This is a genomic window from Naasia lichenicola (assembly GCF_004801885.1).
Taxonomy (GTDB): Bacteria; Actinomycetota; Actinomycetes; order Actinomycetales; family Microbacteriaceae; genus Naasia; species Naasia lichenicola.
Map to the genome: position 1 here is coordinate 505,757 of NZ_SSSM01000003.1, position 17,504 is coordinate 523,260.

Here is a 17,504-nt window from a genome sequence, read left to right on the forward strand (position 1 = left end):
CGGTGCTCCTAGTTCTCTGGGGTGGGGGCCGGTGCGGCTATGGGGATGGCTGCGAGCAGGGTTCGGGTGTAGTCGTGCGTGGGGCGGCGCATCACCTGATCGACGTCTCCGGTCTCGACCACTACGCCGTGATAGAGGACGGCGATGCGGTCGCTGACGTGCTCGACGACGCCGAGGTCGTGCGTGATGAAGACCGAGGCCACGCCCAGGTCGTTCTGCAGATCCATGAACAGGTTGAGGATCTGCGCCTGCACGCTGACATCGAGGGCGCTCACCGGCTCGTCGGCGATGATCAGGTCGGGCTCGCTGGCCAGCGCCGCCGCTATGCCGACGCGCTGCCGTTGCCCGCCGGACAGGCTGCCGGGCAGGCGCGAGGCGAAGTCGGGGTTGAGCCCGACACGGTCGAAGAGGTCGAGTACCCGGCGATCGCGGTCCGCCGGGGTGCCGATGCGGTAGCTGTCCAGCGACTCCCGCACACTGCGCCCGACGGTCCACCGTGGGTCGAGACTGCCGTATGGGTCCTGGAAGACGGGCTGCACCCGACGGCGCACCGAGGACAGGGCACGCGGTCCGAGGCCCGCGATGTCCTGGCCGTCGAAGACGACGCGGCCGGAATCGGGCTTGGTGAGGCCGAGGATGCACCGGCCGAGCGTGCTCTTGCCGCTTCCCGACTCCCCCACGATGCCCAGGGTCTGACCCTTCTCGACCGTGATCGAGACGTCGTCGAGCGCGTGCACACGGCGGCGAGCCCACGGCGGACCTCCGGTGTAGAAGGTCTTGCTGAGGCCCTCGACCCGCAGCAGCTGATTTCCGGGGCTGCTCGCTGACCCATTCCCTCGATCGGTCACTGTGCCGCCTCCGCTTCTGCGACGGCTTCCGATTCGTGCAGGCTCTCGACGCTCCACTGGGCGGGGACGACGGGCAGCCGGGTGCCCCGCGCGACCCGGTTGGGCGATGCCGCGAGGAGCGCGCGCGTGTACGGATGGGTCGGCCGGGCGAACAGCTCGTGGGCTGTGCCGACCTCGAGCAGCCGACCGGCGTACATCACGCCGACCCGGTCGCAGACCTGCGCGACCACGCCGAGGTCGTGCGTGATGAGCAGCACGGTGGTTCCATGATCGCGTCGGAGACGGTCGATGAGCTGCAGGATCTGGGCCTGGATGGTGACGTCGAGCGCCGTCGCCGGCTCGTCGGCGATCAGCAGCTGGGGGTTGTTGGCGAGCGCGGCGGCGATGACGATGCGCTGACGCATCCCGCCTGAGAGCCGGTGCGGGGCGTCGCCATAGCGACTGGCGGCATCGGGGATGCCGACCTCGGTCATCAGCGCGATCGCCTGCTCCCTGGCCGCGCGTCGGCCGATCGCGCGATGGGCGCGGATCGTCTCGGCGATCTGGTCTCCGACGGGCCATGTCGGGTCGAGGCTGGCGGAGGCATCCTGGAAGATCATCGCGACCTCGTCCCCGCGCAGCGCACGCAGGTCGGATTCGCTGAGGCCGAGCACGTCGCGGTCGTTGACCCGCACGTGGCCGCGAACTGTCGCGGACGACGGCAGGAGTCCAAGGACGGTGTTCGCCAGGGTGCTCTTGCCGGAGCCGCTCTCGCCCACGATCCCGAAGATCTCGCCGCGACGCAGGGAGAGGGAGACGCCATCCACTGCCGGAGCGGAGGCCGTCGGCCCATCGCTCCGGAAGGCGACCGAGACGTCTGTGAAGTCGAGCACGGAGTCCGATGCCGTGGTCATTCGGCCACCCCCTCAGGATCGAAGGAGCGTCGCAGACCCTCACCGAGCAGCGTGAAGCAGAGGACGGCGACCACGATGGCGAGACCGGGGAAGATCTCGACCCACGGCGCCTGGAGCAGCACGTCTCTGCCGTCGGAGAGCATTCCGCCGAGCGACGGGGTGGGCGGCTGGGTGCCGAGGCCGAGGAAGCTCAGGCCCGCCTCGAGCTGGAGCGCGAACGCGGCGAGCACCGACGCTTGCACGATGACAGGGCCGAGGGCGTTGGGAGCGATGTGACCGATCAGCACCCTGAAGTGACTGGAGCCGCGCGCCCGCGCACCCGCGACGTAGTCGTTGCGGGTCACGATCAGGGCGCTCGTGCGCATCACGCGAGCCAGGATCGGCAGGTAGATGACCGCGATCGCGATCGCCGCGACGACGCTGCCCGGGCCGAGGATGGCGATGAAGGTGATCGCGAGCAGCATGGCCGGCAGCACGAGGATCATGTCGAGAACACGGGAGATCGCGGTATCCACCCAGCGGCCGAAGTAGCCGGCGAGCAGGCCGAGAGGGACGGCGATGATCATCGACGCGAGGACCGCCGAGATCGACACCGCCAGGCTGGTTCGCAGGCCGTAGATCACCCGGCTCAGCACGTCGCGGCCGAGGGCGTCGGAGCCGAACGGATGGGCGAGACTCGGGGCGCCGAGCACCTCGTCGACGACGACGGACTCGGGATCGTGCGGCGCGATGAGCGGCGCTGCGATGGCGATGAGCACGAGCACGCCGAGCACGATCGCCCCAGAGATCAGCAGTCGGGTGGAGGTGCGTCGCTTCGCGGGCCGATGGCTGACTGCGGTGGCGGCCACGAGCGGTGCCTGGGCGGTCATGTCGCCGCTCCGTCCGCGACTCGGGGATCGAGCCATCCAACGATCAGATCCGTGACGAGCGAGACCATGATGAACGTGGTCGCGATCGCGAGCACGCCGATCTGGACCGTCGGGTAGTTGCGCTGGGTGATGGCGGTCACCACGAGGCGCCCGACCCCGGGCAGCGCGAAGAGCTGCTCGACGATGATCGCGCCGCCGAGCAGCACGCCGACCTGGATGCCGATCACGGTGACGATGGCGGGCGCGGCGTTGCGCAGCGCGTGACCGGCGACGATGCGACGGGTGCGGATGCCCTTCGCCCGCAGGAACGTCACGAACGGGCGGTCGAGCACGGAGGTCACCGCGGCCCGCGTCGTGCGCAGGATGTAGGCGGCCTCGCCGATCGCGAGTGTGAGCACCGGAAGGATCATGTACCGGATGTTGCCGGCGGGGTCGTCGGCGAACGGCACGTAGCCCGATGGCGGCAGGATCACCAGGGTTCCGGCGAACACGAGGACCAGCAGGATGCCGAGCCAGAAGTCGGGAATGCTGATGCCGAAGACGACGAAGCCCTCCGTGAGCCGCTTCACCCACTTCCCGCCCGTCGCGGCCCGGACGCCGAGAGGCACGCCGATCAGCACGGCCAGCAGCATGGCGAGGCCGGCCAGCTCGAAGGTCACGGGCAGCCGCTGCGCGAGCAGGTCGGAGAGCGAGGCATGGCTCACGATGTCGGTGCCGAGGTCGCCGCGGAAGATGCCGCCGATGAAGTCGCCGTACTGGAGGAGCCACGACTGGTCGAGACCAAGCTGGTGACGCACCTGTTCCACGTTCTCGTCGGTGGCGCGGAAGCCGAGCATCGTGCGCACCGGATCGCCGGGAACGAGCCGGATGATGAGGAACACGATGATGCTCATCACGAAGAGCACCGGCACGGTGAGCGCCAGCCGGCGCAGGACGAAACCGAGGCGGGAGGTCACGACGGATCTCCCGTCGGCTCGAGCTGAGCGCGCGCGACGAGGTCGCGGATCAGGTCCTCCGACAGGGTGAAGTGGTGGGCGGCGATGTCTGCGGCGAGCTCGCCGTCTCCGCCGATAACCGCGGCCACGAGCTCCTGGTGCTGGACGATGGCCTTCCTGCGCACCTCGTCGGTGTACGGCTCCGCGCCGAGGTTGAGGCTGACGCGCGCCCGGAGGTCCTCGGACAGCTCGACGAGGATCGGGTTCTGCGTCGCCTCGGCGATCGCGCGGTGCAGAGCGGAGTCCGCCTGGCGGGAAGCATCGTGATTGGGGGCCGCCAGGTAGGCGTTCAACGCCTTGGTGATCGCCTGAGCGTCAGCGGGGGTGCAGCGCCTGGCCGCGGTGCGCGCGATCACCGGCTCGAGCAGGGTGCGGGCGTCGAAGAGCTTCTCGAACTCGTTCCAGGACGGCAGCAGGTGTCGACGCACGTGCTCCGCAGAGGTCGGCCCCCAGTCGGCGAGCACGAAGTAGCCGCCATTTCGCCCACGGCGCACGGCGAGGTAGCGCGACTCGGTGAGTTGCTTCAGTGCCTCTCGGACCGTTGTCCGCGAGACGCCGAGCATCCCCGCGATCGTTCGCTCGGGGGGAAGCTGCTGCCCGGGCACGTAGACGCCGAGAGCGATGGCCGTGACGAGGCGGTCCACGACATCGTCGGCGATGTGGCGCGCGACGATGGGCTCGCTCAGCGGGCCCAGTGGGATGGACGGGTCGATGGCGACCGTGGTCGGCGTCGAGGGTTCAGGCGTGGTCGTGCCGGAATCCGCAGTGGAGGTGCTCACGCGGTCGCCTCCGTCTCTGCGAAGCGGGCGAGGAGGAAGCGGGCGAGGGTCCGCGCGCCGTCGACGATGCTCTGGAGTTCGACGGATTCGTCCACTCCGTGCATGTCGTGCGCGATCGCGCCGAAGCAGACGGCAGGAGTGCCGAAGTGGTTGATATAGGTGCGGGCGTCAGTCGTGCTGCCCAGGCTGAACAGTCTCGGCTCGTCGCCATGAGCGTCCAGATGAGCGGCACGCAGATCCCGGACCAGCGGATCCTCCTCGTCGAGGAGGTAACCCGACGCCCGGAAGCCGGACGCCCGCACGACCGGCTGAGCGGGGAAGTCACTGTCCTCGTCGGTGACCTTCTGGATGAAGGCGCGCAGCTCGCGCTCTGCCCGAGCGGGATCCCAGCTTCGGGGGAAGCCCATCCGCAGGCCGAGCGTCGCCCTCGACGGCGCCGACGAGTTCCAATCGCCCGCCGTGATCCGTCCGAGATTGAGGTTGTAGGGGTGGTCCGTGTCTGGGAGCGCCGGATCGGGCTCCGCGATGGAGAGGTCGGCCGACCAGGCGCGAAGGGCTGCCACGAGGCGCATTCCAAGGTCGATCGCGTTGCTCGTCGAGTCGGCGGATTCGGCGTGGCTCGCATGGCCGGTGACCTCGACCTCGAGCCATAGCACTCCCACTCCGCCGAGCATGAGGCCGAGATCGGTGGGCTCGAGCAGGACGACCTCATCGGCGAGGACACCATGCTCACTGGCTGCGTTCAGCGCTCCGTTGCCGGTGCACTCCTCCTCGATCACGGCCAGGAATCCGAGACGACGTATCGAGAACAGGTCCGGGGCCACATCCTTCAGCGCTCGAAGCGCAAGCATCCCGATCGCGAAGCCGCCCTTCATATCGGCGGTACCTCGGCCGTACATACGTCCGTCCCGCCGATCCGGTTCGAATGGGGCCGTTCTCCACAGAATGGAATCCGTTGCCGGCACGACGTCGATGTGACCGTTGAGCAGAAGCGTGAGCGGACCATCCCCTGGGGTCCGGCCCACCACTTGGTAGCGGCCGGCGGCGTTGCCCGTCCCATACAGGTCCTGCGGGCGCGGGCTGACTCCCCCGCGAGGATCGCTGAACGGCTCGGCAGGGAAGGGCAGGAGCTGCACCTCCAGCCCTATAGCCGTCAGTTCGCGCGCGAAAACGTCCAGCGCCGTCTGCTCGGATCCGACCAAACTGGGTGCGCGCACCAGGTCCTCGAGAAAGGCGAAAGCCGATTCGGTGTGTGCGGCGATGGCCGCGTCGAGAAGGTTCAGCATCGTGTCCAAAAGGTCTAGTGTCTGGACGTTATACCGTTACCCATCCTCGCCGGGCAGCCTCGCCCAGGAATTCACGACGCCGAAACAGTCGGATACATCGGCGAAACACAAGCCGATCGAGCCTGGCCGTCGCGCACTGGCACTCGCGCCCCGGTGCCTTTGGGGAAATGCAAAAAGCCCGGAAGTCGTGGAGGACTTCCGGGCTTTCGTGCACCCCCCGGGACTTGAACCCGGAACCCACTGATTAAGAGTCAGTTGCTCTGCCAATTGAGCTAGAGGTGCGTGCGGTGCCACTCGGGCGAACCGACCGTCAACATTACCATGCGCGAGAGCCGCAAATCGCATGCTCGACGGCGCAGGATGCCGGGCTTCGTGCTGGATAGAGTGAAATCTCGACACCCGATCCTGTGGATCAGGGTGACAGGCGAAGGGACGATCCATGACGGACACCGCACGACTCGAGGTCGGCGACGCGGCACCCGAATTCGCACTGCCCGACGAGACCGGCAGCACCGTCTCGCTGGATCAGCTGCGCGGCCAGAAGGTCGTCGTCTACTTCTACCCGGCGGCCATGACGCCCGGCTGCACGACCGAGGCCTGCGACTTCCGCGACAATCTCAACTCGCTCGCCTCCGCCGGCTACAAGGTGATCGGCGTCTCGAAGGACGAGCTGCCCGCGCTGGTGAAGTTCAAGGAGCAGGAGAACCTCAACTTCCCGCTGCTCAGCGACCCCGACCTGGCGGTGCACAAGGCGTATGGCGCCTACGGCGAGAAGTCCCTGTACGGCAAGACCGTGACAGGTGTGATCCGCTCGACCTTCGTGCTGGACGAGCGCGGATCGGTCGTCCTCCCCCTGTACAACGTGAAGGCAACCGGACACGTCGCCTCACTCCGCAAGAAGCTCGGCATCGACGCGTAGCCTGCGACCTTCGGGGCCGCGTGCCTGTGCATCTTCTCCTCGCCCGAGGGTCAGGCGATGGACTCCACCACGGCATAGCGTCGACTGCGGAAGTGTCCGACCAGGGCGAGCAGCACGCCGGCCGCCGCCCACACGGCGAGCACGGTCCACGGGAACGCGGTGTCGGCCTTGGGGAAGTAGGACAGGTCCCGTAGGAGCGTCGCGCCGGCTCCCGGCGGGAGGTACTGACCGACGGCACCCCATGGCTCGGGCAGGAACTGCACCGGCGAATTGGACGACGAGATCGGATTGCCGATCAGCAGGAACAGGACAGGACCGATGGCGATGCCGGCCCGTCCGACGAGGGCCGCGACGCCGACGATGGTGCCGCCGATCGACAGGAACGCCAGCGCGAGAGCGGCCATGTTGACGAGTACGTCACCCTGCAGGATTCCGAGCCAGCCCTGGAGGATGCCTCCGGCCACGGCGCCCGCCGCGATCACGTAGATGGCCAGGGCGACCAGTCGGCGCGCGACTCCCGCCACGGCGAGAGTGAGGCCGATGCCGCCGATCATCCCGCCGATCACCATCGGGAAGGAAGCAGCCGCGAGCCCGACGCCGCGCGGGTCCGTGTCGGCGAGGGGCACGACATCGGTGACGGCGACGCTGATGACCGGCGCCTGGGCGCCTGACGCCGCGGCCTGCGCCTGGGCTGCGGCGTTCGCCTGAGCCTGGATGGAGCCGGCGATCCCGGTGAGGAGCTGGCTGACGACCGCGCTGCCGGCGGATGTGGTGAGGACCTCGGGCTCCTTGCCCAGGACGATCGCGCCATAGACCGCACGGGTCTCGATCAGCTCGCGGGCCTCGGCCTCGTCGTCGGCCGTGCGGAGGTCGAGCACACCGGGCTGATTCTCGTCGACGGCCGCGGTGAAGGCCTCGACCTGAACATCGGGGCCGACGATCGCGACGGGCAGGTCTTTCACCTCGGAGGTGACGCCCGGCCAGCTGAAGGCGAGGACGAGCACGCCGACGATGACCGCCATCAGCAGTCCGACGACGGGGATGCGCTTCCATGGTGTGGGCGCAGGTGCCCGATTCGCTGTGGTCGGTGTCGCGTTCGACATCCTGGTCTCCTCACTATAAAAAACGAATGCTCGTTCTTTATAGTGAGGATGGCGAGCCCCGTCAAACTCGCCACATCCCATCGACAGAATGGACCGCATGCCCCGCGTCACGGACGAACATCGAGCTGCTCGGCGTGAGCAGATCGCCGAGGCAGCGCTGCGCGCCTTCGCCGAGCGAGGGTTTCAGCACACCTCGATGGCCGACATCATGGACGAGGCGGGACTGTCAGCGGGTGGCGTCTACGGCCACTTCGCCAGCAAGCGAGAGATCGCGATCGAGGTCGCCGGGCGCGTGATGAGCGCACGCTCCGCCGAGATCGAGTCCGCGCGGGTGTCCGATCCCCTGCCCGAGCCCAGCGAGCTGATCGGCAGAGTCGTGCGATCGATGCGCGGCGAGCTGCGCGACAGCCGGCTGATCCTCCAGCTCTGGGCCGAATCGTCCATCGATCAGGAGATGCGCGAGATCGTCGCCGCCACCTTCGCGCGGCATCTAAGGCAGTCGATGACCGGCTACTTCACGGAATGGGCCCGCCAGAACCGCAGTCTCCCCGACCCCGAAGCAGTGCGGTGGGCCGACCTCGTGACGCCCGCCATCATCGGGATGATCCAAGGCTTCATCGTGCAGAGCGCGCTGCTCGACGACTTCGACGAGCAGGGCTACCTCGCCGCGATCGCGGAGCTGCTCCCCCACTGAGGCGGCGGCGCGACAGATCAGACGCGGCGGGTAGCCGCCACGACGCTCGGCGTGAACAGAAGAACCAGGGCGATCAGCGCCGGCACCAGCAGCGCCCATCCGACCGACGGCACGGCGAGGATGCCCTGAAAGCAGCCGATGGCGCACGCGATCTGGATCAGCTGCCAGGTGACGACGGCGCCGCGGATCCACGGCCGGGCTCTGAAGGTCGCGATGGTCAGCGCGACGAGGAAGATCGCGGCGATGACGGCGATCCCGATGAGAGCGATCGAGCCGCCCGAGACGGCGGCTCGACCGTCGATAATCTCGAGGATCAGGTAGCCCACGAGCGCGATGGAAGCGATCGCTTCGAGGCCCAGAACCACCCCCAGCGCCTTCAGGAGGACGGGCGCGACGACCCCGTCCGACATCGGTTCAGTTCCACTCACAGCGGGATCCCATACAAAGCTATTGATACAACGTTGCCCATATGCAACCATAAGTGAGGTCGTTTTCGATGCCCACACAGACGTGGGGCGCTCGGATCAGATGGTTTACCGAACATTCCGTCGCCGAGACAAACGACTGATCACCCCCCGATCTCCGGTCGATCGACCGTTCTGTCCGCACGTCTGAAGGAGCACCACCGCATGGATTGGCGCGACAAGTCCGCCTGCCTCACCGCCGACCCCGAGCTGTTCTTCCCCGTGGGGAACACCGGGCCGGCCGTCGACCAGATCGACAAGGCGAAGGCCGTGTGCGCTCGTTGCACCGTCACCGAGACCTGCCTCCAGTACGCACTGGAGACCGGCCAGGACTACGGCGTGTGGGGCGGCCTGTCGGAAGACGAGCGTCGCGCCCTCAAGCGCCGCGCAGCGCGCGCCCGCCGCGCCTCCTGACACCAGGCCCGCCAGCCCCTCCGCGCCCGCCTGCTCTGCTCCGCATCTCCACGGATCAGGCGATCCTCACCGGTCAGGCGATTCTGCGATTTCGAGCCCGCTTCAGGCGATTCTCACCTGAACCGCGTCCGAAGGCCTGAACCGTGAAAACGGCAGGTCGGATCCCGCGGGCAGCCTAGGCGGCGGTGACCCAGCGCATCGGGATCTCGATCGTGACCTCCGTGCCGCGGCCCACCATGGTGTGCCAGTCGATGGAGCCACCGAGCTCGCCCTGGATCAGGGTGCGCACGATCTGGGTTCCGAGGCCGGATCCGACCTTGCCCTCGGCGAGGCCGTTGCCGTTGTCGCGCACGAGAACCGTGAGGGTCTCGTTGTCCCGGGTTGCTCGGATCTCGACGGTGCCCTCGCGACCGGCGAGTCCGTGCTCGACCGCGTTGGTGACCAGCTCGGTCAGGGCGAGCGCGAGCGGTGTCGCCGATGAGCTCGGCAGCACGCCGAAGGTGCCGACCTTCTGCGGATGCACCTTGGTGCTGTGACTCGACGCGACCTCGGCGACGAGCAGCAGCACACGCTCGAAGACCTCGTCGAAGTCGACGTTCTGGTTGAGGCCCTCGGAGAGCGTGTCGTGCACGACGGCGATCGAGCCGACCCGGCGCATGGCCTGGATGAGGGCATCGCGCGCCTCATCGGTCCGCGACCGTCGGGCCTGGATCCTCAGCAGCGATGCGACCGTCTGCAGGTTGTTCTTCACCCGGTGGTGGATCTCGCGGATCGTCGCGTCCTTGGTGATGAGCTCCTGCTCCTGATGCCGCAGCTCGGTGACGTCGCGGCAGAGCACGATGGCCCCGAGGCGCTCGTTGCGATGTCGGATCGGGATCGCCCGCAGCGTCACGGTCACCCCGCGGGAGTCGACATCCGTGCGCCACGGAGCTCGCCCGGTCACCACGAGCGGCAGGGTCTCATCGACGGTGTGCTGCTCCTCGGCGAGCTCGGTCGTCACCTCGGCCAGCGACTCCCCCTCGAGCTCGCCGGTGAAGCCCATCCGGTTGAACGCGGACAGGGCGTTCGGGCTCGCGAAGGTCGTGATGCCGTCGACGTCGAGCCGGATCAGCCCATCGGACGCGCGTGGCGCCCCGCGACGCGGGCCGGACGGTGCTCCGAGGTCGGGGAAGTCGCCGGCGGCAATCATCCGAAACAGGTCGTCGGAGCACTCGTTGAAGGTGAGCTCCTGCCGACTCGGCATGCGCGTCTCGCTGAGGTTCGTGTGTCGGGTGAGGACTGCGATCGGCACGTTCGTGATCGCGAGGCCGCTCGGCGAGATGCGTCGCTGCACCGGGACCGCGCGCACCCGGGTGGGCGTCTCCTCGAACCAGTCGGGAGCGGACGAGTCGATGATCCGACCGCTCTCGAAGGCGTCGGTGACGAGCGCCTTCCACTCGGACTTGATCCGCTGCCCGACGAAGTCACGGTAGAAGAGGGTCGCGGAGCTCGACGGACGGGCGTGCGCGACGGCGATGAACGACCCGTCATCGGTCGGCACCCAGAGCACGATGTCGGCGAAGGCGAGGTCCGAGAGCAGTTGCCAGTCTCCGACGAGCAGATGGAGCCATTCGACGTCGGCGGCGTTCGAGCGGCCGCCGGTCGCGACGAGTTCACTCAGCGTAGGCACGGCCCCAGCCTACGACCGCCGCTCGGAACGAAGATCCGGGGCGCCCGGGTGGCGGCGGATGGAGGAGCTTGCCTCGCCCGCCGAGCGCGCGCTCATCTGGGAACCCCGATGAGACGGCTCCGACCGCCCCAAAGCATCACCGCGAGGTGAGCAGGCGCTCCAAGCCCTCCCGAAGGTCATCGCGGTCCGGCAGCGGCGAGTACTTGCCAGCGCGCGTGAGGTAGACGCGGCAAGTCAGTCCTGTCGGCTCGCCCTCGTCGAACGGAACCACTTCGACACCGTCCACTCTGATGGTCGGCGATCCGATGAAGCCGAGCGCTGCGGCATCGCCCTCCGACTCGACCCAGCGCTCCTCGATGGGCTCATCCGTGCGGCCGAGCGCATCCAAGGTCTCCCGCAGCCGCGTCCGCGCATCGTCGTGCGACGGGCAGCCCGACCAGATCAGTAGCTCGACCGCCATGGCGACTACTTCGTGCGGTGCAGCAGGAAGTCGTTGAGCGCGTCGGTGAACGTGCGGTCGATCGGCTTGGGCGTGCCGTCGACGGCGCGGATCGGTGCCGCGTGCCGCACGCTCGACAGCAGCCACGCGGCGTCGGCCTCGTGCAGAGCTGCGATCGGCAGCAGCTCGTAGGCGACCTCGAGTCCTTGGGTGACTGCGAAATCGAACACGTCGCCTTGGGTCGTTCCGGCCAGGATGCCGAGGTTGGTGCCGGGGGTGACGAGCCGGTCGCCGAACCGCAGCAGAATGTTGGACGTCGAGCCCTCGAGCAGATAGCCGTCGGAGCTGACGAAGACCGCGTCGTCCGCATCGCGTCGGTGCGCCTCGCGGATGACCGCGCGGTTCACGGCGTAGGAGAGCGACTTGGCGCCCTGGAGCAGCCAGGGGGAGGTCTGTCGGACGTCGTGGCGGTAGCCGCGATCCAGCAGCACGACGCGGATCCCCTCGGACCGAGCAGTGGCGCGGCCGAGGGCGGGAGCGGCGTACGCCCATCCGGTGGGCCGGTCGTCTCCCTCGATCCCGCGGGTCATGATCGTCTTCACGTACGCCTCGTCCACCGGATCGATGGCCGCTGCGGCAGCCTGGACCGCGTCGCGCCAGGCATCGGCGTCGGGCTCGGGCATCTCGAGGATGCCGGCTGACTTGGCGAAGCGGGCGATGTGCGCGTCGAGGGCCTGGATCGAGCCGTAGCCGACGCTGATCGTCTCGAAGACTCCGTCGCCGCGGGTGACGCCGAGGTCGAGCACGTTGACGAGCGGCTCGTCTGGCTCGACGAACCGGTGCGCGGGCGCCCCGTCGACATGCGCCGGTGCGGCGAGAGAGGGGCGGTTGAGCAGGACGAGGGCTGTGGATGGCACTCCCCCATCCTTCACCCGATCGCCGGGCCGAGCACACTCGACCGGGTCGGCGCTCGAGGGTGGCGTCGACTCCGCGCTCAACCGTGCCTCGAGCTCAGCGCCGTGGAGTCCAGCCCGAGGGCAGCGGGCCGTCGATCGAGGCGCGCTCCCGATCGACTGCGGCGGACCAGCCCTGCGCCGCGTCCTGCCCATCCATGGCTCCGCGCGCGAGGCGGAACCCGACATCCTCATGGGACATGCGGGGCGCTCCTCCGCGTCGGGTGCCGGCCCGCACGCTGAATGCATCGTCGGCGAATCCGCCGCCGCGGAACACGCGATAGCTGTCGTAGCGGGCGGGATCGAGCAGGTCCCAGCACCACTCCCACACGTTGCCCAAGATGTCGAAGAGGCCGTTGAGATTGGGCAGCTTGGCGCCCACGTTCTGCGGCGAGCTCACGCCATCGGCACTCGTCCAGGCCACCTCGTGGAGCGGCCCGTAGGTCGCGCCCGTCGATCCGGCCCGGCAGGCGAGCTCCCATTCGGCCTCCGTCGGCAGGCGGTACCCGTCGGCGTCGACGTGCCAGGTGACGTCCTCGCCGTCGAAGCCGTACGCGGGATCGAGTCCCTCCCACTCCGATGCGGCGTTGCAGAAACGGATGGCCCGCAGCCAGCTGACCTCGACCGCCGGCCGTCGCGGATGCACCGACGGCACATCCAGCAGCTCGGCCAGCTGCTCTTCCGTGACCGGGAAGACGCCGATCTCGAATGGCTCGAGGTCGACGCTCCAGCGCAGCATCCGGCGCGCGTCGTGCAGGGTGACAGTGCCCCCGGCGATCCGGGCGAGCTCGATCTCATCCACCGAGGAAGCCTGACATACGGCGCCGACGAGAGGTCTGCACCGTCTGCTGATCAGGCGTGCGCGAGCGGACGGGACCATCGCCCCCGCAGCTTGCGAGCGGTCTCAGGCACGTTCGCTGCGACGAGCTCCGCAGACACGAAGCGTGCGATGGCCGCGACGGCCGGAGACCGAGGCGCGGCCTCGCGGACGGTCCTGCCCGTCAGCAGCGCCGCGTCGTAGGCGACCGGGTCGCTTGGGACGAGGGCCGCATCGCGGATGCCCCCGAAGCGCAGCAGCGACGCGGCGATCTGCGATCCGGGATTGAGACCGACGGCGCTGGCACGCACCTTGTTGACGATCACACGGATGCGCTCGGCGTCGGCGAGCTCAAGCAGATCGACGTGCGCCCGCACCAGGCGCGAGAGTCCGATGGGATCCGCGCTGCCGACCGCGACCACGAGATCCGCTTCGGCGAGGGCGGCGAGGGTCGCCGCGTTCCTCCGCGGCGCGAAGAGGTCAGTGTAGGCGGCGCTATACGTCGGAGCTAGGGCGGCTACTCCGGCACAGCCACGATGGGTTTGAGGACAAAGAACAGGAGCCGCCTCTTCGTGTCAATCTCGACAAGCCGCCTAAATTCGCCTGATGACCAGGGCCATGGGTGACCTGACTTCGCGAGCCCTTGGATGTTTTCCATGAGTAGCTCCAGCTCTTCGACGCCCCTCCGCTCGCGCCTGATCACGTTGCGGAAGTCTGTCGCCTGAATCCGCATCATCTCTTTGCGGCGACCTTCGAGAGTCAGAGGCAGCTCCTGCGGGATGTCCTGTACCGCTAGCGCGTAGATGATCGCCTCCGTGGTTCTCGACGAAGGCAACGAATAGGCAGCACGCCTGATGTCGCGGCGCAGCTCTTCGGGAGAGTCGACCTCGAACGCCTTCAGCATCTCGGGACCCATCTGGGCGATGTGCTCGTGGGTAGCCCCAGGACCGGTCGCCAGCTTGCGCAGGAACTCGAGGCGCGCGGGGACATCGACCATTTATGAATGGTACCGCGTTGATTGGCATGCTTGCCAATGGCAGTAGTGCCAATGTACCCTCCCCAATAAGGAGGTCGTGCGATGACCAATACGGATCGTCTGAGACAGAACGTCGACGAGATCAAGGAAGCTCTCGCCTCTCAGCTGGATCCACGGCAGACGCTCGCCTCCGCTCTACCCAAGCCGCTCCCCCGGCGGCACCCGATTAGAAGGAGCAGTCCCGTGTCCCTCGTTCCAAACATCTCGTCGCTCCACGGCAGCAACCCGTTCCAGTCCGGTCACAGCTTGAGCGCGCCCCAGCTCAGTCCTCGCGCTTCGAAGGAGATGGAGAAGCAGACGGACCGGCTGGATGTCGCAGCCGAAGCCGCCATCTACGAGGACACGCAGATGCGCCGGGTCCGCTCGAATCGCGCTGAGATCGCCGAGCAGGAGGCTGCCGACCGCTCCTTCTATTTCCAGAACCGCATGCGCGACGCTGCACAGGTTGCCGACATCGTGCTGAACCAACCGAACGAAGCCCGCGCCAGCTACTTGGAACCCATGGCGGAGCTGTTCCGGGACATGGAGCTGGGCATCTACCGACGCACGTTCCTCTGATGGACCGGCTCATCGCGAGCATCACTCCGTCCGAGTTCGTGGCTGTCTGCCTGATCGTCGCGGTCATCGCCGCCCTGTTCGCCATCGCGGCGTGGAAGCTCGGCGCGCTCCTGGGCAGGAAGGCGGGCTTCGAGCGTGCCAGGCAGCTCTACGAGCGGGATGCCGTCCTATGGCGCATGCACGATGCGAACTACTGCGCGAACCTCGAGGCGCATCACCGCTTCATGAACCTGCTCAGGGCACTCGAGCAGATGGATGAGGACGTCCGGTGAAGCGCTTCTACAGCTCGATCTTCGGCATCGCGCTGCTGGTCTTCGGTGCCTTCGTCCTCTTCGACGCCATCGTCATGTTCGTGATCGTGGGCATCTCGAGGTACTACGTGCAGGTCGCGATCGGCGCATTCGTTGTCATCGCGATCTTCGTCGCCTACCGAGTCATTCGTAACCGATTGGCGCGTAAGGCGTTCTTTTAATTCGACGCGCTCCGTGTCAAAGTAATGCCAGATGTGGATGACACTTCTGGCATTACTTCTTCCTTCACTACTTCTCCCACCGGGGGTACTGATCTTGAAGTTGCAAAGCCAGAAGCAATTCGACCAGCAGCGGATCGGTTACACGCTGGGGTTCCCTCCTGATCTGACCGGCGCGCGAATGGCTGTGTGGATCGGATCCCTCCGCGGACTGATGCCCGGCAAGCTCGCCCGCGCATTCGGAATGCCCTCGATCTGCTTCGAGACCATTGGCACGAACTCCGGGATCATTCATCGCTTGCTCGTGCCGGCTGCAGATGCTGACTACATAGTCGGGCAGCTCCGAAGCCTGATCCCGGGCATCAACGTCACCCCGGACCACGACCGTGTCCGTGAGCAGTGGGTCGCCGGCATCTCCATCCGCATGTCCCGACCAATGCAGCCGATGATGCCCACTTCAGCGGAGGACATGTCGACGAGCCTCCTCGCTTCCATCGCGACCCTCGGGGACAAAGAGTCGGTGATGATCCAATGGGTCATAACGCCCGCCCCGGCGAAGATGCCACCGCGGTCCGAGGGCGCAGCGTCCGACCAGTTCGGCATCCTCCGGGCGTTGTCAGGTCGGATCACCGCGAGCGCTGAAGAACTCGAGCAGCGACGGACCAAGCTGCAGGAGCACAACGTCCTCGCTGCAGGTCGGGTCGTGTCCCTTGCCGAGACCAACGCACGTGGGCGACATCTGGTGGACCGAGTCCAGAAGGCGCTAGCCGGCATGCACACCAGCTCGAACCGCTTCAAATCCAAGCCGCTCGACCTGTACGGACTGGCTCAGGTGAACGAGGCACGCACGCCGATCCTCTTTGACGCCCAGTTCTCCGTGACGGAAGCGGTTGGGATCTTCGGATGGCCTATTGGTTCGCCTTATGTCGCGGGACTCCCCCGGGGCGCTGCCCGACACCTTCACGCCACGGCTGAGATCCCGCAGACGGGCAGGCTGATCGGGGTATCTAACGTCCCGGGGAACGAGCGCCCCGTCGCAGTCGGCTACCACGAAGCCCTCAGCCACACGTTCATCGTTGGCGGCACCGGATCCGGGAAGTCAGCGCTCATGGCGAACCTCTTCGCCCAGGACGTGGCGCATGGATATGGGGCGATCGTCATCGACGTGGGCGGCAGCGAAAGCCACGAGACCCTCTTCTCGCGCGCACTCAGCTACATCCCTACGGAGCGGATGCAGGACGTGATCATCGTCGACCCGAAGAACGGGGCAAACCGACCCGTCAGCTTCAATGTCCTCGATCAGGGCGCTCCTGGCGTGGTCGGGGATCAGATCACGCAGCTGTTCGAGCGCATCTACGGCGACTCGAAGTCCGGCGTCTGGCTACCCCAGCTGATCTTTCACGGGCTATGGACCCTTGCTGCTGCCGGCGGGTACGCCTTTACGGACATCATCCCTCTGGTCACCCCCGGCGCGAATGAACTTGCTTGGGCGGACGACATCAAGCGCTCCGTGAAGGACCGCGACCTGCAGCTTTTCTGGCAGCGCTGGGACAACATGCCAGAAGCGACCCGAAACACCTACGCGACTCCCCTGCTCAACCGCGCGTGGCAGCTAGCAAGCCGCCCCGAGACCCGCCACATCATTGGGCAGTCGAAGTCGAGCTTCCAGATGGACGACGTCATCAACCAGAACAAGATCCTGCTCGTGAACCTCGCGGGTATCCCGTCCGAAGCCGCGAAGCTCATCGCCTCTCTATTCATGGACGCGCTCTGGAACAGTGCCCAGCGGTTCACCCCGAGCAAGCCGAACTTCCTCTTCATAGACGAAGCGCAACTGCTGAAGCTGCCGATGAATGTGCAGTCGATGTTGCAGCAGGCAAGGAAGCACCGTCTCGGCGTAACGGTCGCGACCCAGAACATCGAGACCCTCGACCCGGATGTGCAGACTGGCGTGCTCACCAACGCCCTGACAAAGGTGATCTATCAAACCGAGGGACGAGCTGCCCGCCTATGGCAGGGAGAACTCGGCAGGAAGTACTTCACCGAAGAGGACCTTGCCCGCATCGGCAAGTACGAGGCTGTGGCGAAGATCGCCACGGAATCCAGTGGATCGAGCGCGCCGATCACGCTGAAGGTGACCGCTCCCCTGCCCACGACAGGCAATGACCACCACACCGTGCGCCTCAGTTCCGCGACCTATGGGCGACCGGTTGAGCAGGTCCGATCCGAGATCGAGAACAGACGAGCGCCAGCGCCAACTCCTGAGGACAAGCGACCGCCGATCGGCGAGTGGTAAACG

The 17,504-nt window shown here is 67.1% G+C and carries 21 protein-coding genes and 1 tRNA gene; 7 read left to right on the top strand and 15 right to left on the bottom strand.

Annotation, left to right across the window (positions count from 1 at the left end):
• Window positions 1–8 precede the first annotated feature (8 nt).
• The 7 genes from E6C64_RS07510 to E6C64_RS07540 form a co-directional block, all read right to left on the bottom strand.
• Complete coding sequence (locus E6C64_RS07510) at window positions 9–848, bottom strand: ATP-binding cassette domain-containing protein (protein WP_158437776.1); 840 nt, start codon at window positions 846–848, stop codon at window positions 9–11.
• Window positions 845–1,741: an ABC transporter ATP-binding protein gene (locus tag E6C64_RS07515; protein ID WP_136427001.1), complete on the bottom strand. Its 897-nt coding sequence runs from the start codon at window positions 1,739–1,741 to the stop codon at window positions 845–847. Before E6C64_RS07515 ends, E6C64_RS07510 begins: the two co-directional genes overlap by 4 nt.
• The gene (locus E6C64_RS07520; RefSeq protein ID WP_136427002.1) at window positions 1,738–2,610 is read right to left on the bottom strand and encodes an ABC transporter permease; all 873 of its coding nucleotides are present in this window, start codon (window positions 2,608–2,610) and stop codon (window positions 1,738–1,740) included. Before E6C64_RS07520 ends, E6C64_RS07515 begins: the two co-directional genes overlap by 4 nt.
• Entirely contained in the window at window positions 2,607–3,566 is a 960-nt protein-coding gene (locus tag E6C64_RS07525) for an ABC transporter permease (RefSeq protein WP_136427003.1), read from the bottom strand. The genes E6C64_RS07520 and E6C64_RS07525 overlap by 4 nt, the downstream gene beginning before the upstream one ends.
• A complete protein-coding gene (locus E6C64_RS07530; RefSeq protein ID WP_136427004.1) occupies window positions 3,563–4,384 on the bottom strand; it encodes a FadR/GntR family transcriptional regulator in 822 nt (273 codons plus the stop codon). The genes E6C64_RS07525 and E6C64_RS07530 overlap by 4 nt, the downstream gene beginning before the upstream one ends.
• The gene (locus E6C64_RS07535) at window positions 4,381–5,670 is read right to left on the bottom strand and encodes a M20/M25/M40 family metallo-hydrolase (protein ID WP_136427005.1); all 1,290 of its coding nucleotides are present in this window, start codon (window positions 5,668–5,670) and stop codon (window positions 4,381–4,383) included. Before E6C64_RS07535 ends, E6C64_RS07530 begins: the two co-directional genes overlap by 4 nt.
• A gap of 209 nt (window positions 5,671–5,879) precedes the next feature.
• Window positions 5,880–5,952 (bottom strand) — tRNA-Lys (locus tag E6C64_RS07540).
• 157 nt (window positions 5,953–6,109) lie between these two features.
• Between E6C64_RS07540 and bcp the strand changes: the two genes are divergently transcribed.
• On the top strand, window positions 6,110–6,589 hold the full coding sequence (gene bcp / locus E6C64_RS07545; RefSeq protein ID WP_136427006.1) for a thioredoxin-dependent thiol peroxidase: 480 nt from the start codon (window positions 6,110–6,112) through the stop codon (window positions 6,587–6,589).
• 50 nt (window positions 6,590–6,639) lie between these two features.
• On the opposite strand, the gene E6C64_RS07550 is transcribed toward bcp, so the two are convergent.
• Complete coding sequence (locus tag E6C64_RS07550) at window positions 6,640–7,692, bottom strand: ABC transporter permease (protein WP_136427007.1); 1,053 nt, start codon at window positions 7,690–7,692, stop codon at window positions 6,640–6,642.
• Window positions 7,693–7,789: 97 nt separating this feature from the next.
• Between E6C64_RS07550 and E6C64_RS07555 the strand changes: the two genes are divergently transcribed.
• Complete coding sequence (locus tag E6C64_RS07555) at window positions 7,790–8,386, top strand: TetR/AcrR family transcriptional regulator (RefSeq protein WP_158437777.1); 597 nt, start codon at window positions 7,790–7,792, stop codon at window positions 8,384–8,386.
• A 17-nt stretch (window positions 8,387–8,403) separates the two neighbouring features.
• Here E6C64_RS07555 and E6C64_RS07560 read toward each other — a convergent pair whose 3' ends face one another.
• Window positions 8,404–8,814: a hypothetical protein gene (locus E6C64_RS07560; protein ID WP_136427009.1), complete on the bottom strand. Its 411-nt coding sequence runs from the start codon at window positions 8,812–8,814 to the stop codon at window positions 8,404–8,406.
• A gap of 201 nt (window positions 8,815–9,015) precedes the next feature.
• Here E6C64_RS07560 and E6C64_RS07565 point away from each other — a divergent pair, with 201 nt between their 5' ends.
• Complete coding sequence (locus E6C64_RS07565; protein WP_136427010.1) at window positions 9,016–9,264, top strand: WhiB family transcriptional regulator; 249 nt, start codon at window positions 9,016–9,018, stop codon at window positions 9,262–9,264.
• A gap of 175 nt (window positions 9,265–9,439) precedes the next feature.
• Here E6C64_RS07565 and E6C64_RS07570 read toward each other — a convergent pair whose 3' ends face one another.
• The 6 genes from E6C64_RS07570 to E6C64_RS07595 form a co-directional block, all read right to left on the bottom strand.
• Window positions 9,440–10,933 carry a sensor histidine kinase gene (locus E6C64_RS07570; protein ID WP_136427011.1) on the bottom strand — a complete coding sequence of 498 codons (1,494 nt, stop codon included), beginning with the start codon at window positions 10,931–10,933 and terminating at the stop codon, window positions 9,440–9,442.
• A gap of 136 nt (window positions 10,934–11,069) precedes the next feature.
• A complete protein-coding gene (locus tag E6C64_RS07575) occupies window positions 11,070–11,393 on the bottom strand; it encodes a DF family (seleno)protein (protein ID WP_136427012.1) in 324 nt (107 codons plus the stop codon).
• Between the two features lie 5 nt (window positions 11,394–11,398).
• Entirely contained in the window at window positions 11,399–12,289 is an 891-nt protein-coding gene (locus tag E6C64_RS07580) for an aminodeoxychorismate lyase (RefSeq protein WP_136427013.1), read from the bottom strand.
• A 94-nt stretch (window positions 12,290–12,383) separates the two neighbouring features.
• Window positions 12,384–13,127 carry a formylglycine-generating enzyme family protein gene (locus E6C64_RS07585; protein ID WP_136427014.1) on the bottom strand — a complete coding sequence of 248 codons (744 nt, stop codon included), beginning with the start codon at window positions 13,125–13,127 and terminating at the stop codon, window positions 12,384–12,386.
• 50 nt (window positions 13,128–13,177) lie between these two features.
• Window positions 13,178–13,564 carry a CpaE/TadZ family protein gene (locus E6C64_RS07590; RefSeq protein WP_136427015.1) on the bottom strand — a complete coding sequence of 129 codons (387 nt, stop codon included), beginning with the start codon at window positions 13,562–13,564 and terminating at the stop codon, window positions 13,178–13,180.
• 95 nt (window positions 13,565–13,659) lie between these two features.
• Window positions 13,660–14,139, bottom strand: a complete 480-nt coding sequence (locus E6C64_RS07595; protein WP_136427016.1) for a hypothetical protein — start codon at window positions 14,137–14,139, stop codon at window positions 13,660–13,662.
• Window positions 14,140–14,220: 81 nt separating this feature from the next.
• On the opposite strand from E6C64_RS07595, the gene E6C64_RS18925 reads away from it, so the two are divergent.
• Genes E6C64_RS18925 through E6C64_RS07615 form a run of 4 tightly spaced genes read left to right on the top strand, consistent with a single transcriptional unit; the run spans window position 14,221 to window position 17,501 of the window.
• Window positions 14,221–14,736 carry a hypothetical protein gene (locus E6C64_RS18925; RefSeq protein WP_158437778.1) on the top strand — a complete coding sequence of 172 codons (516 nt, stop codon included), beginning with the start codon at window positions 14,221–14,223 and terminating at the stop codon, window positions 14,734–14,736.
• Complete coding sequence (locus tag E6C64_RS07605; protein ID WP_136427018.1) at window positions 14,736–15,008, top strand: hypothetical protein; 273 nt, start codon at window positions 14,736–14,738, stop codon at window positions 15,006–15,008. The genes E6C64_RS18925 and E6C64_RS07605 overlap by 1 nt, the downstream gene beginning before the upstream one ends.
• Window positions 15,005–15,208, top strand: a complete 204-nt coding sequence (locus E6C64_RS07610) for a hypothetical protein (RefSeq protein WP_136427019.1) — start codon at window positions 15,005–15,007, stop codon at window positions 15,206–15,208. The genes E6C64_RS07605 and E6C64_RS07610 overlap by 4 nt, the downstream gene beginning before the upstream one ends.
• Window positions 15,209–15,239: 31 nt before the next feature.
• Window positions 15,240–17,501: a type IV secretory system conjugative DNA transfer family protein gene (locus tag E6C64_RS07615; RefSeq protein WP_136427020.1), complete on the top strand. Its 2,262-nt coding sequence runs from the start codon at window positions 15,240–15,242 to the stop codon at window positions 17,499–17,501.
• The last annotated feature ends 3 nt before the right edge of the window (window positions 17,502–17,504 follow it).

Bases quoted from the DNA above. Each gene is read 5' to 3' on its own strand.
- E6C64_RS07515 (WP_136427001.1), bottom strand. From the start codon at position 1,741: ATGACCACGGCATCGGACTCCGTGCTCGACTTCACAGACGTCTCGGTC.
- E6C64_RS07520 (WP_136427002.1), bottom strand. From the start codon at position 2,610: ATGACCGCCCAGGCACCGCTCGTGGCCGCCACCGCAGTCAGCCATCGG.
- E6C64_RS07535 (WP_136427005.1), bottom strand. From the start codon at position 5,670: ATGCTGAACCTTCTCGACGCGGCCATCGCCGCACACACCGAATCGGCT.
- bcp (WP_136427006.1), top strand. From the start codon at position 6,110: ATGACGGACACCGCACGACTCGAGGTCGGCGACGCGGCACCCGAATTC.
- E6C64_RS07550 (WP_136427007.1), bottom strand. From the start codon at position 7,692: ATGTCGAACGCGACACCGACCACAGCGAATCGGGCACCTGCGCCCACA.
- E6C64_RS07555 (WP_158437777.1), top strand. From the start codon at position 7,790: ATGCCCCGCGTCACGGACGAACATCGAGCTGCTCGGCGTGAGCAGATC.
- E6C64_RS07565 (WP_136427010.1), top strand. From the start codon at position 9,016: ATGGATTGGCGCGACAAGTCCGCCTGCCTCACCGCCGACCCCGAGCTG.
- E6C64_RS07575 (WP_136427012.1), bottom strand. From the start codon at position 11,393: ATGGCGGTCGAGCTACTGATCTGGTCGGGCTGCCCGTCGCACGACGAT.
- E6C64_RS07595 (WP_136427016.1), bottom strand. From the start codon at position 14,139: ATGGTCGATGTCCCCGCGCGCCTCGAGTTCCTGCGCAAGCTGGCGACC.
- E6C64_RS18925 (WP_158437778.1), top strand. From the start codon at position 14,221: ATGACCAATACGGATCGTCTGAGACAGAACGTCGACGAGATCAAGGAA.
- E6C64_RS07605 (WP_136427018.1), top strand. From the start codon at position 14,736: ATGGACCGGCTCATCGCGAGCATCACTCCGTCCGAGTTCGTGGCTGTC.
- E6C64_RS07615 (WP_136427020.1), top strand. From the start codon at position 15,240: ATGTGGATGACACTTCTGGCATTACTTCTTCCTTCACTACTTCTCCCA.